This is a genomic window from Paenibacillus sp. FSL M7-1414, assembly GCF_038003195.1.
GTDB classification, from domain to species: domain Bacteria; phylum Bacillota; class Bacilli; order Paenibacillales; family Paenibacillaceae; genus Paenibacillus; species Paenibacillus amylolyticus.
In genome coordinates this window covers 3077855-3089832 of record NZ_JBBOOS010000001.1, presented here as the reverse complement: position 1 = coordinate 3089832, position 11978 = coordinate 3077855, and the positions used below count along the sequence as shown (strand labels likewise).

Sequence of the window (11978 nt, the reverse complement as noted above, 5' to 3'; positions counted from 1 at the left end):
GAAGTGAGGGAGAAGTCTAGATGAAACGGGCAAGGAGAGAAGGCAAATTATGAAGCTTAGCAGCGGAATTAAAATACTATTGGCTGATGATGAACCACATATTTTACAATTTCTAGAGCTTGGATTAAGCAATGAGGGCTTTGATGTGCGCACCGCACCCGATGGAGCGGCTGCGCTTGAGTTGGCGCTTGAATTCAAGCCACATATGGCTATTCTGGATGTCATGATGCCAGAGATGGATGGATTCGAAGTGGTCGAGCGTCTTCGTAAGACCGGTGCCGAGGTTGGCGTAATTATGCTAACAGCGAAGGACGAAGTCGAGAATCGGGTTAAGGGCCTTTGGCTAGGTGCTGACGATTACATGATCAAACCCTTTGCCTTTGACGAGCTGCTCGCCCGGATTCAGGCCAGACTTCGTAATCAATTTCCTTTATTAATAGGAGCCGTCACCCACGGTCCCTTCCGAATTGATGATCAGCGCAAAGAAATAACCTATCAGAATCAGGTCTTGGAGTTATCTCCTACCGAATACGAACTGTTAAAATTTATTGTTCTTAATCATGGAATTGTACTTAGCAAAGCGACCATTCTGAGTCGGGTTTGGGGGTATGATTTTGGCGGGGAAGAAAATATTGTGGAGGTTTACGTTCGTTCCTTGCGCGACAAACTCGGGGATAAAGAGCATAAACTCATTCGTACGCTTCGGGGTGTCGGGTACAGGGTGGATCTCTGATGAACTCGCTGCCTAAGAAAAATAAACTTCGTATAAGACGTCTCCACCACTGGATATGGCCTCGTTCATTACGTTCTCAATTGCTCTCACGTTCTCTGTTCGTGCTTGCCGGGCTGTTATTGTTAATCGGTATCCTGCAATTCTGGATCATGGAAAGCTTTCTCTACCGGAATCAGGCAAAAACCATGGAAGAACAGCTCATGTCCATGCCTCCGGTTTGGCTCGGAATCCAGTCACGTAGCGGCTCTTCCAACAATCCTTTCGGTGGACAGGCAGGAAACGGGTCTGGTAATCGGGTGCTGTTTATTCCTGACCGTTCACTGGCCCTGTTTGATAACCAAGGTACGTTCGAGGATATTTTTGGAGAAGACGGTCTGAAAGCCCCTCAACTAGCAACCGTTGAATATCAGGACATTACAGATGAGTTGAAAGAACAAAAACACATTCCCTATCGGATCGTCACGGATAGCCAAGGGAATGAGCAATTGATTGTATTTGCTTCACCCGGTCCACGCAATCGTGGTTTACCGATGGTCCAGATGGGCACAGCTACGAAGCCACTGAGAGATTTGATTATTAAACAGCTTCTGATCTTCCTCATGTTATCGCTGTTGGCCATGGTAGCCGGTCTTATTCTATACACTAAGGTATTACGCCGGACGCTGGTTCCCCTGTCCAACATGGTGAATAAAGTACAGCAGATCGATGCAGGTAGCCTCGCAGAACGGCTTCCCGTCGTTCAGGGACAAGAAGAAGTGGATCAGCTCGCAGTTTCATTTAATGGCATGCTTGAAAGACTGGAGAATTCGTTTGAAGCGGAGCGGGAATCGAAAGAGCAGATGCAGCGTTTCTTGTCTGATGCTTCTCATGAGCTTCGTACCCCCCTCACCTCCATTCATGGCTTCATTGAAGTTCTACAGCGGGGTGCAGCGACCAATCAAGATCAATTGTATAAAGCGCTGGACAGCATGCACGGCGAATCGGTACGAATTAACAAGCTGGTTGAAGATTTGCTGTTACTAACCAAGCTGGATCAGGCTCCAAAGCAGGAGCGGGAGGTCATTCAGCTAGACAGTCTGTTGCTCGAAATGCAACCACAACTCGCCATGATGGCTCAGCAAAGATCCATTCATCTTGATCTGACGGCTGAAGTATATGTACTGGCTGACGCTTACAAGGTGAAGCAGGTTGTGCTGAATCTGTTCCATAACGCGGTGCAGCACACCGATCTTGAGCATGGAGCCATCTCCATCACGTTATATGCCACGCATCATAAGGCTGAATTATCAGTGAAAGATAACGGCACAGGCATTGAACCTGAACATCTGCCCCATATCTTTGAGCGATTTTACCGCACAAGCAGTTCTCGTTCGCGCAAACAAGGTGGCGCAGGTCTTGGTCTAGCCATTACCCGCTCGATTGTGGAGTCGCATGGTGGGAAAATTACCGTACAAAGTCAGGTAGACCTGGGAACTGACTTTATGATTTTGCTGCCGCTGCATAAGACTGATGTCTAGGCTGAGCTTCGGCTATACGTAAGCTAAAAGTTGGCTATACGTAGCTCTAGGTAGCTCTAGGTAGATCTACTTGATCATTACGCAAGCTCTAGGCGAGCTCTCCAAACGCTGCTTTTCTTCCATTTTAATTCCGGCTTTTTATTGCATGAAGAATCCCCCTCTCATTTCGGTTGAGGAATGAAAGGGGGATTCTTTTTGTATCCGATTATTATGTTGGTAGCCCAATGGGTTTCAGGCTAACGAATCTGAGACATCTTATTCAAGGATTTGAAGCTTATATATGCTTTTCATAAAATACCATTGTCATTTTGTCGTTAATTGCTTTTGTTGCACCCGTTTTTTTGTAGCCTATCTTTTCATACAAATAACAGTTCCCTTTCTCTTGTAAGATGGTACCTAATTTCCATGACTTTGCATCATCATATATCTGCTCAACCATTGTAAAGACTTTTTGAGAAATTCCTTTTCCTTGATGTTCTGGCAGTATAAAAATTGGACTAATACTATAGTTTTGATTATCTTTTTTCACGACTCTAATTCCACCAACAGCAACATCAAGATGATGGATTATGAAATAATCTGTGAAAGATTGATTGATTTGAGTAATAATTCTTTCTACGGTTTCATTGGCGGGGCTTGTTGCAAAATCCTGATATTTTTCCAACAAGGGCATAAATGCTTTGACTTTCATTTCATGAATAGTCACTGCATCTTTTAAATCTGCTTTATACAGTGAAACCTCCATTAAATATATACCTCCGATTGATACGCTTGTTAGAGACAGGATTTATAGTACATGCTCTGTTAACTTAGTACAAAAAAGATGTTCGTCTACGTTTGGTGTTTGTTTCATTTACAGCATACAAACAAGATAAACTATCATTTTTTTATTCGACGTTGTATTCTCATATTCCTTGATATCTAAGTAACGGAACCACGCCAATACTTCATCTAACTTTCCGCTATCATCCGGGGAACAAGATCATCCAGTACGAACGTTGGATTACCAAGGGTATACGCCATTTTCATCTAGGAATTCTCCGTTATGGCGTTTACCATCCGTCGCATAACCCACGATAATCGCAGCGCCGGCTTCTTTTGATTTGCCGCCTTCGGCATTGCCATTAAGATCTGTTGATGTGAATCCGGGCGTTACTGCAAACACTTGAGCCCTGCTGTTTTTCACTTCATAAGCCATCGAAAGTGTCATGGCACTGTTGGCCGTTTTGGATGAGTTATAGTCGAAGGCATTTAAAGTAAATTCCGCATTTTGCATATGGTCCAGAGAAGCCATGTCAGTTGATACATTAATGATTGTGCCTTCATTATTTTTGATTAACGGGAACAATCGCTGATTCAAACGGAAGATGCCGAAAAAGTTCACTTCAAAGGCGTTCCGCAGATCTTCCTCTTTTGTATCCGTGAAGGAATGTGAGAAAGCACCCGGCATACCCGCGTTATTGATCAAAAGGTTTATTGTGGGATAAGTATTGTGAATCGTATCGGCTGCCTGCTCAATGCTCTTCAGGTCGCACATGTCGATCTGTACAAATTCTACATCTAACCCCTTGGAAGTTAACTCTGAAACAGCCTCTTCCCCCCGTTCAACACTACGTGCACCAAGGATAACTTTCCAACCTGCTTCACCCAATTGCTTTACGATTTCATATCCAATTCCTTTATTTGCTCCGGTTACAAAAACAGTCTTTTTCATGCGAATCCTTCTTTCCATAATTTGATTTATATTTAACAATGTATAAGTTACTATGCTACACTTAGTGTAGGTCAAATTATTTTTATAAAAAGAGGGATTAACATGTTAACGATTGGAGAAGTAGCAAAAAAAGTTGAAATCTCCATTGGAGCGATCCGCTTTTATGAAAGAAAGGGACTGCTGAAACCTGCTGCACGAAATGAGCAGAATAACCGTCTTTATTTGGAGGATGATCTGAACTGGCTGGTTTTTATCAAATGCCTTCGCGAAACCGGGATGAGTGTGGAAGACATCAAAAAATATTATGATCAGGTCAACGAAGGAACCTCCACGCTGAAGGAAAGAACCAAGCTGATTGAGGATCAAAAGCAAAAGTTGCTGAATGATATAGAAGAGAAAAAAACGCAGCTTGTTCATTTGGATAACAAACTGGAGCGCTATTATCGCGGAGAAAATTATTAATATAAGCCTTATGCTATAGATTAAACTTTTTCATTTTATGTTATAGTACGTCTCCTAACAATGTTTCCTTAGTATTTACATAAAATAAATACAAAAAAGATCAGGCAGCCAGAGCAATAACTGTCCAACCTGATCCGAAACTTTCATTTCATAGCCCTTCACTATGGGACTACGTTCTATTAAAATTGACCTTGTTGCTTACGCAGGTGGTAATGGTTATACTTTTCATTCTCGATCTCGATCAAATTTAACCGTTCAAAATCACATTTCTGTATCACCTTATTAGATGCTTGATTGGTAGTCAAAGCGATGGCATTTAACACTTCCACGTTTGTATGTTCAAATAAATAATCTGTCATTCCTTTGAGCGCCTGCGTTGTGTAACCACGATTTCTGAAATGCTTGGAGATACCATACATAATTTCCCGATTGGGCGCTGGCAGCTCCTCCTTAATCCCTGAGCAACACCATCCGATAAACTCGTCATTTTCTTTGAGAACAATAGCCATTCGTAAGTATAACTCTCCGATATCCTCTCCCACCATCACAGCTTGTTTAAAACGCTGATTCTCAGGGATTTCATATTCGGTGAGCCACAGGGTCCTGTCTTCAATCGTAGCGTTCCATCCCGGTAAGAATTCATACACCTCAGGTTGCCACGTAATTTCTTGCAGTTTCTCCAAATCCTCAATTCGATACTCGCGCAAATAAATATCCTTGCAATCGATGATTAATTCATCAGTTTGTATGAGTTGCTTCATAATTCCTCCTACTACACACTTAATTTCAGCTTATTAGCTTTACTTCAAACAAGGCCATCTTTTTCTATAAACTCATCTTTGGTTAATCCAAAGAGGATCAGATCCTGGTATTTTCCATCCGTATAGATCACTTGGCGACGCACACCTTCCTGAATACATCCAAGTTTTCTCATCATGGCTGCAGAAGGTTCATTTCCTTCGAGTACAGAATCATTGAATTTGTTGAGCCTACGCTCGAAGAAGGCATACTTCAGTAAGATTCGTACGGCTCTGGTCCCGTATCCTTTTCCTCGATGATCCCTGTCAATTTGAATGCCAATGCTAAAGGTACCGTTCCTTTCATCAATGCTGTTCAGATTCACACCTCCGACATTTTCACCATCCATATTTACAATTGTAAACATGATCCGTTCTTTGGCTAAAGAAAAATCAGAGAAGTTTTCCGTGAAACTCTTCGCTTCAACATGGGTTGGCGGCAACTCTACTGCACACTCTAATAACCGACGGGCGGGTGTATCAAAGCGGTTATAATAATGATCTTCCCAATCTTCCTCACGCAAAGCACGCAATCTAACCTTGTCATCCTGCCAGAAATATTGACTATAATCGATCTCTCTCAATTCGCCGCCCCCTAGATTATTTTATCTCCAACTTTAAGATCCATCTTTATGGCTTTTCAGATCTTCTATAATTTGCTTATGCGTAGACAAGAAATGTTCTGGTATAGAATGTATATCAAAAAATCTTGTTTCTATGGATTCTTCACTTTCTATTATAGTTCCAGAAAAATCTTTGCTTTTAAACATCACTTGCACTAATGCAACTTCATCTCCATTACCATAAACCACTTCGTACTGGGGCCCAGAATTTATCGAGAATAAATCCATGGAGTTCAGTATTAGACCAGTTTCTTCGTAGACTTCTCTCTTGGCTGTCTCCTGGACACTTTCTCCCATCTCCATAAAACCACCGGGAAATCCCCAGAATCCATTATCCGACCGTTTCTGCAATAGAATTCTTCCAGCCTTATCGAACACGATTGCTCCTGAAACCACCATGATCACTTTGGAATTACCAACAAATGACCTCACATACTTAATATAGTCTTGCTCCATGGACCGTCTCCTTAGCTTGTTTTATATAGAATATAATAACCCATAATGTGGAATTAGAGGAGATTTGTTTTCATTAAACACAACGAAAATAACCCCCGAACAGGATAAAACCTGTCGGAGGCTACGCTCTAATTTATATCAAAATCCCTTTACGATTCTTCCGTATACTGAGGCTTGGACACGTTATCCGGAACCGTTTCGTCAAAAACATCCTGACCTGGATAATCCCTTACGTCTCCCTCGTGAAGCTCATGATTTTCATAGTCAAAACGATGTGCAGACCGCTGGTCCACCCGCCACGGAGAACTTTTCCCAAGAGACTCGGATAGTAAAGATGAACCGTAAGGGCCCTCCGGGAATTCTTCGAGTGTGATATCGTTTCGCTGCGACTCCACCGTAGACACATCGGTATATTCTTGCCGTTCTTCTCGCAAAAACTTATCTTTCATCGCTTATCCCTCCTGATCCACTTCAGATGACCAACGTCCACTTATTGTGAGCGAGGACAAACGCATTTATGCATGATCTTTGGAAAACACTGCGTTTAGGTTTTGTTCCATTACCGGATCCATCACGTTAATCATCGCCATCACAATTGGCGAATCCATATCAATAGTACAAAAACAATGAGGCCAGCGAGGCTAATCCAGGTATCACGTTTGGACCATACCAATAATGATGAACGTCCTCCGAGCGTAGAGTGCTCTCTAACTTTACGCATTTCCATCGCAATGGTCATATCCTCTGCACGTTGGAACAGTGCCATTAACAAGGGAATCACCATCGGACCCAGGTCACGAATTCGAACGGTATTTGGTCTTAAAGCCGCCTTTCCACGTGCCCGCACGATCAGTGAGAATCGCTGCCACTCACTCCAGATCATCGGGATAAACCGAAAGATTAACGATACAGCAAGAGCAAACGAAGCTACGGGCAACCTGATCTTTTTACCGATACCGAGTACCCAGTTAAGCCCTTCTACCATTCGCCCATAAGGTGTCGTCAACGAAAACCAAAGGCTTGCCAATGTGACGATAAACAAACGATACACATTCAGCAAAGTGCCCTCCGCCTGCATCAGGGAAAAGCCAAAGTGCAGACCTCCTCCCTCTGTTGAAAGAGTTGTCCCAGATAACGCCGTTGAGATGATGAAAAAGAATAATAATGGCTTCATTAACTTCATACATCCAGCCAAAGTCTGACGCGGGAGCACGGCAAGTGCTGCTACTACCGGCACCAGTGTTAAAGTCAATCCCAGCCATCGCTGTTGAAGCATAGCTGCGGTGACCAGCAAAATATACAAAATCCATTTCAGACGCGGGTCCATAACGCCATATAATCCGCCTGAATGAGTCAAGGTGTTCGGAAGAAGCTTTGGATCATCTTCAGTTTCAACGGACGACAGCTTCAGTGCTTTTTTTTCATACTTCATTACATCGCTCTTGACTTCCATCGTTACCGTTCCTGATGCTTCTTTCGATCCGTTCTGAATCCCCACCTCAACTGACGTGGACTGAACAATACTTTCAGCCATCTCCTCTGGCGTCATCGCGTTCAAAGACAGCTCAAGACCCGCTTCTCTTAACTGCTGTGCCAGTCTCATCGATGGTGGCAGTCCAATCCCTGTCTGCTCCAGCAGTTCAGGTCTTTTGTGAAGTTCTCTCGGCGTAAGATCAGCGATTAGACGGCCTTCCTGCAACAATAATACTCGATCCGCACAAGGCAAAAATGTATCCAGATCATGGGTTGCTACCACGCCCCCACCACCTGCCAGACGATGTTGCTCCAATACATCCAGCAAAAGCCCGACACTTTGCGCTTCCAACCCTGCGCTCGGCTCATCCAGCAGAAGCCAGTGTGGATTGGTCACACTTCCGAGAGCAAGTCCAAGCCTGCGCTTCTCTCCCCCACTTAGAGCAAATGGCGACCTGTCCAGATGAAAACGTCGGTCCAACTCCGAGGTTACTGGCGGGTCCCATTGCTTCAGTGCTTTTGTGATCTGCTCTTGTTGCTGTTTCTCTGAAAGTCGATAGGGATGCAGAGAATATGTGAATTCACGCTGAATACTTCGGGCAAACAGTTGTTGTTCCGGAAATTGAAACAATAGTCCCATTTGCAATAAAATCGACTGCGGCACTTTTCCTTCTTTCCAGAAAGGAGTGCCATCCAATGTGATACTTCCTGCATCGGGCGGTCTCAGACCAGCCAACGTCTGTAGTAAAGTCGTTTTTCCTGAACCCGTACAGCCCAGCAGCAAGGTGATTTCCCCACTGTTCAACTGTACACTCACATCTTCAAGCAGGGCACGTTTGCCCGATTCTGATGCTTCTATACGTATATCGGTCAGCTCAATCTCCAACGTGCGACCTCCTTAGCCAGTTGCTCGGGTCGCAGTGGCATGGCTTCTGGCATCATACCTTTTTGCTTGAGCAATAACGCAGTTTTTACAGTAAAAGGAGGGTCTAATCCTAACCGTTCACAGGGAGATAGCTGTACATTTTCCCGAGTAGCCTTCTCATTCGTCTCTTTTTCATAGTAAAAGGACTCCGGCTCCCCGTTGTACACACAACGTCCCCTCTCCATAGCAATGATTCGATCACACAGGGTTGCTTCCTCCAGATGGTGTGTAATCCAGATCACCGTTGTCCCCCGCTGTGTAATCTTCTGAACGATGGCCTCGATACGGTCTCTTGCTCCTGGATCAAGCATGGCTGTTGGCTCATCCAGAATCAATATATCCGGTTTGGCTGCGAGCGCTACAGCAATATTAAGCAGTTGTTTCTGTCCACCGGATAATTGTGAGACAGCCTTCTCCGGGGGATATTGAAGTCCTACGGTATGCAATGCATCCTGCCTGCGCTCCAATTGCTCTTCTACAGATTCCATCAATGGTGACAGCGCAAAATGAAACTCCTCTTCAATCGCATCGCCTAGTACCTGTGCATCCGGTTGCTGCAGTACACCCCGAACGGTAAGTTCATCCGAGATATCCCGTACCCCTCCAGATAGTGGAATGAATCCAATCAGTAGTCCAGCGAGTGTGCTTTTTCCACTGCCATTCGCCCCTACAATACTAATCCATTCTCCTTGGTGCAGCGTAAGTGAGACCCCATCCAGTGCTTTTCTCACCTGACTACCTTCGGAAGCATAATGCACTCGAACATCTTCTAATGTAATTATAGGCAGGTTGCCTTGCATCGTAAATTAGTCCTTTCCCTTTCTATTGTTATGTGGTACGATCCTAATCGTTAACCACATTTATATAATTGGTTAACAATCATATTACCAAAATGGAGAGGATTGTTCAAACATGAAATTATCTTTGCGAGGCATTGTATTCAGCGCACTTATGGCCGCAATTTTAGTGCTTTTTGGTTACATAAGCATTCCCATTGGCTTCTCCCCAGTACCGATAACATTACAAACTTTGGCTGTAATGCTAGCCGGAGGATTACTTGGTCCACTCTACGGTTTTCTAAGTGTCACGATGGTTGTTCTGCTCACCGCTCTTGGATTCCCCTTGCTACACGGGACCGGAGGACTTGCAGTACTTCTTGGACCTACCGGAGGATATGTGATGATGTGGCCGATCTCCGCTTTATTGATTGGACTGTTGCTTGCACGAATCAACATCAAAGGTGTAACAGGATTTATTCTCGCTTTTGTTGTATTTGAACTATTTGGTTCACTGCTCGTGTATGTCTCGGGGGTCCCTTGGCTTGCTTATGCTTACAAAATGAACCTACCTGAGGCCATGATTCAAGGATTTTATCCTTACATTATTGGGGATCTGATCAAAGCTGTATTTGCTGCCATCATCATTGCGCCCGTGCGCATGGTTTTCCCACCTCAACGTCTCACAGGTAACATGCATTCCACGGTTATAAAGGCGGATTCTTAATAGAAGCTACATAAGGTAACTGATCTGCCTATCTTTGAAAACGACGAAACCGCCAAAATCACTTTGGCGGTTTTCGTTACTTCTCTTCCTCGAAGGTTGTTCTGTTATAAGAGTGTCCAGTGTAAATATTCTTTAGTTCAACTTATATATTCACCTGAATTAATTGACGCTCTGTAATCTGAAATTGTTGATCCGCTGTATTTTCAACAAACCTCTGATCATGAGATACATACAGAATCGTCCCTTCATACGCCTTAATAAAACGCTCCAATGCTTCCAATGCATGCATATCAAGAAAGTTCGTCGGCTCATCCAACAATAGAATGTTATATTGTCCAAGAAACAAGTGACATAATTGAAGACGAATCGCTTCTCCTCCGCTTAATGTCCCAACATTCTTCAGCAAGTCATTACCTATAAACTGCATCGCATGCAACGCACTTCTGAGCTCTGATTCCTCATATTCCGAACGATTTTTCAGGAATTGTAATACGGTCTCTTTTGTCGTGAAACGATAGCTCATTTGCTGAAAATAACCGAGCTTTGCTTTTGGAGACATTGTGATCTGATCTCCCACATGGAAAACATGGTTAAGCAATGTGCTTTTCCCGCTGCCATTGGCTCCGGTTATCGCTATTTTTTGTTTTAATGGAACCTGAAAACTTACATCCTCCAACAATATGTGGCCTTCTACCTCAAGCGTAAGGCGATCTGCCATAATCGGAAATCGATTGTGCAGCTCCAGTGTCTTTGGCTGACGGAAGATCATAGGCCGATCCTCTTGCACCGCTTTTACCTCATGAAGTTGTTGCACACGCTGTTCAATCGCTTTGGCTGCGCGGTGCACCGCTTTTTGACTGGTGCCTTTGGATTTTGTTTCAACCATACGGTTTGTTTTTGCCTTGGATTCTTTTTTGGACATGCTTCCGGCCTGCGTTATTTTCTCGGCTTTCTTCATCTTTTCCCGAGCGGCCAGCTCCAATCGTCTTTTCTCCTTGGAAAACTGCTCATGGGCCTGGTTTTGTTGTTCACGCTCCAGCCTCTTCTGTGCCTGATAATCACTATAGTTGCCGGAATATACGCGAACCTCACCTTGATGGATTTCCCAGATCGTCGTCACCAGTTCATCCAGAACTGCACGATCATGACTGATCAGTACAAGCGCCCCATAGTAATAACGCAATTCATCCAGCAAAAATGTAATGCCCTCTTGATCCAGGTGTGTTGTTGGTTCATCAAGTAACAGTACTTCATGATAATGAGTGAACATTTGAGCCAGTTTCAAACGGGTTTGTTCTCCGCCACTCCATGCTTGGTCGTGTTGAGGTATGGCTAATTTACTGAGTAAAGCCCCGTCAACTTCAATACTTTCGTTAGACTGGGGTGGTTCCACTTGTTCCATATAACCAAACTCTGCAAAACGTTTTACCTTTCCGGCTGTTGGCTGGATCTGCCCCGCAATGAGTTTCAACAGTGTACTTTTACCCTGACCATTACCACCCACTACACCAATGCGATCCAGTTGATGCACAGCCAGTCGCTCAATGTTCAGTATTACTTTATCCATATAGGTCATCTCAACCTGTTCTAATTCAAAACATATCTTTTCCATTCGCTACCTCCGAAATAAGATTTATTTCGTATCGATAGCGAAGCACACTTCTATCGATACGAGCTTATCGTGCCAGCTCGTATCAATAGAACAGTAACGTCATCATAGCGGTTACCTCCAGTAGTCTGTATTGAGCGCCTTTACCTAATTATTTACCTGAGTA

At 43.9% G+C, this 11978-nt stretch carries 13 protein-coding genes; 4 read left to right on the top strand and 9 right to left on the bottom strand.

What is annotated here, in order from left to right; genetic code table 11:
* Window positions 1-49 precede the first annotated feature (49 nt).
* Together MHH92_RS13510 and MHH92_RS13505 are read left to right on the top strand one after the other, a co-directional pair.
* Window positions 50-733 carry a response regulator transcription factor gene (locus MHH92_RS13510; protein WP_036670730.1) on the top strand — a complete coding sequence of 228 codons (684 nt, stop codon included), beginning with the start codon at window positions 50-52 and terminating at the stop codon, window positions 731-733.
* A complete protein-coding gene (locus MHH92_RS13505) occupies window positions 733-2250 on the top strand; it encodes a sensor histidine kinase (protein WP_340904229.1) in 1518 nt (505 codons plus the stop codon). Before MHH92_RS13510 ends, MHH92_RS13505 begins: the two co-directional genes overlap by 1 nt.
* A 274-nt stretch (window positions 2251-2524) precedes the next feature.
* Here the strand turns inward: MHH92_RS13505 and MHH92_RS13500 are convergent, their stop codons facing one another.
* Both MHH92_RS13500 and MHH92_RS13495 read right to left on the bottom strand, forming a co-directional pair.
* Window positions 2525-2995: a GNAT family N-acetyltransferase gene (locus MHH92_RS13500; protein WP_101314002.1), complete on the bottom strand. Its 471-nt coding sequence runs from the start codon at window positions 2993-2995 to the stop codon at window positions 2525-2527.
* Window positions 2996-3253: 258 nt separating this feature from the next.
* Window positions 3254-3964, bottom strand: a complete 711-nt coding sequence (locus tag MHH92_RS13495; RefSeq protein ID WP_340904228.1) for an SDR family NAD(P)-dependent oxidoreductase — start codon at window positions 3962-3964, stop codon at window positions 3254-3256.
* Between the two features lie 102 nt (window positions 3965-4066).
* On the opposite strand from MHH92_RS13495, the gene MHH92_RS13490 reads away from it, so the two are divergent.
* Entirely contained in the window at window positions 4067-4426 is a 360-nt protein-coding gene (locus MHH92_RS13490) for a MerR family transcriptional regulator (RefSeq protein WP_340904226.1), read from the top strand.
* A 179-nt stretch (window positions 4427-4605) separates the two neighbouring features.
* Here the strand turns inward: MHH92_RS13490 and MHH92_RS13485 are convergent, their stop codons facing one another.
* The 6 genes from MHH92_RS13485 to MHH92_RS13460 all read right to left on the bottom strand — a co-directional run bounded on the left by MHH92_RS13485 (window position 4606) and on the right by MHH92_RS13460 (window position 9500).
* Complete coding sequence (locus tag MHH92_RS13485) at window positions 4606-5187, bottom strand: GNAT family N-acetyltransferase (protein ID WP_340904224.1); 582 nt, start codon at window positions 5185-5187, stop codon at window positions 4606-4608.
* A 44-nt stretch (window positions 5188-5231) separates the two neighbouring features.
* A complete protein-coding gene (locus MHH92_RS13480) occupies window positions 5232-5807 on the bottom strand; it encodes a GNAT family N-acetyltransferase (protein WP_340904222.1) in 576 nt (191 codons plus the stop codon).
* A 33-nt stretch (window positions 5808-5840) separates the two neighbouring features.
* Complete coding sequence (locus tag MHH92_RS13475) at window positions 5841-6302, bottom strand: NUDIX hydrolase (protein WP_340904220.1); 462 nt, start codon at window positions 6300-6302, stop codon at window positions 5841-5843.
* A 149-nt stretch (window positions 6303-6451) separates the two neighbouring features.
* Window positions 6452-6751 carry a hypothetical protein gene (locus MHH92_RS13470; protein ID WP_036608432.1) on the bottom strand — a complete coding sequence of 100 codons (300 nt, stop codon included), beginning with the start codon at window positions 6749-6751 and terminating at the stop codon, window positions 6452-6454.
* Window positions 6752-6891: 140 nt separating this feature from the next.
* Complete coding sequence (locus MHH92_RS13465) at window positions 6892-8661, bottom strand: ATP-binding cassette domain-containing protein (protein ID WP_340904216.1); 1770 nt, start codon at window positions 8659-8661, stop codon at window positions 6892-6894.
* Window positions 8646-9500, bottom strand: a complete 855-nt coding sequence (locus tag MHH92_RS13460; RefSeq protein ID WP_340904214.1) for an ATP-binding cassette domain-containing protein — start codon at window positions 9498-9500, stop codon at window positions 8646-8648. The genes MHH92_RS13465 and MHH92_RS13460 overlap by 16 nt, the downstream gene beginning before the upstream one ends.
* Before the next feature lie 112 nt (window positions 9501-9612).
* Between MHH92_RS13460 and MHH92_RS13455 the strand changes: the two genes are divergently transcribed.
* Window positions 9613-10203: a biotin transporter BioY gene (locus MHH92_RS13455; protein WP_340904212.1), complete on the top strand. Its 591-nt coding sequence runs from the start codon at window positions 9613-9615 to the stop codon at window positions 10201-10203.
* Window positions 10204-10345: 142 nt separating this feature from the next.
* On the opposite strand, the gene MHH92_RS13450 is transcribed toward MHH92_RS13455, so the two are convergent.
* Entirely contained in the window at window positions 10346-11815 is a 1470-nt protein-coding gene (locus MHH92_RS13450; protein WP_340904211.1) for an Msr family ABC-F type ribosomal protection protein, read from the bottom strand.
* Between the last annotated feature and the right edge of the window lie 163 nt (window positions 11816-11978).

Excerpts from the sequence above, each read along its gene's own strand:
- MHH92_RS13510 (WP_036670730.1), top strand. The coding sequence starts at position 50 with ATGAAGCTTAGCAGCGGAATTAAAATACTATTGGCTGATGATGAACCA.
- MHH92_RS13505 (WP_340904229.1), top strand. The coding sequence starts at position 733 with ATGAACTCGCTGCCTAAGAAAAATAAACTTCGTATAAGACGTCTCCAC.
- MHH92_RS13500 (WP_101314002.1), bottom strand. The coding sequence starts at position 2,995 with ATGGAGGTTTCACTGTATAAAGCAGATTTAAAAGATGCAGTGACTATT.
- MHH92_RS13495 (WP_340904228.1), bottom strand. The coding sequence starts at position 3,964 with ATGAAAAAGACTGTTTTTGTAACCGGAGCAAATAAAGGAATTGGATAT.
- MHH92_RS13490 (WP_340904226.1), top strand. The coding sequence starts at position 4,067 with ATGTTAACGATTGGAGAAGTAGCAAAAAAAGTTGAAATCTCCATTGGA.
- MHH92_RS13485 (WP_340904224.1), bottom strand. The coding sequence starts at position 5,187 with ATGAAGCAACTCATACAAACTGATGAATTAATCATCGATTGCAAGGAT.
- MHH92_RS13475 (WP_340904220.1), bottom strand. The coding sequence starts at position 6,302 with ATGGAGCAAGACTATATTAAGTATGTGAGGTCATTTGTTGGTAATTCC.
- MHH92_RS13470 (WP_036608432.1), bottom strand. The coding sequence starts at position 6,751 with ATGAAAGATAAGTTTTTGCGAGAAGAACGGCAAGAATATACCGATGTG.
- MHH92_RS13460 (WP_340904214.1), bottom strand. The coding sequence starts at position 9,500 with ATGCAAGGCAACCTGCCTATAATTACATTAGAAGATGTTCGAGTGCAT.
- MHH92_RS13455 (WP_340904212.1), top strand. The coding sequence starts at position 9,613 with ATGAAATTATCTTTGCGAGGCATTGTATTCAGCGCACTTATGGCCGCA.
- MHH92_RS13450 (WP_340904211.1), bottom strand. The coding sequence starts at position 11,815 with ATGGAAAAGATATGTTTTGAATTAGAACAGGTTGAGATGACCTATATG.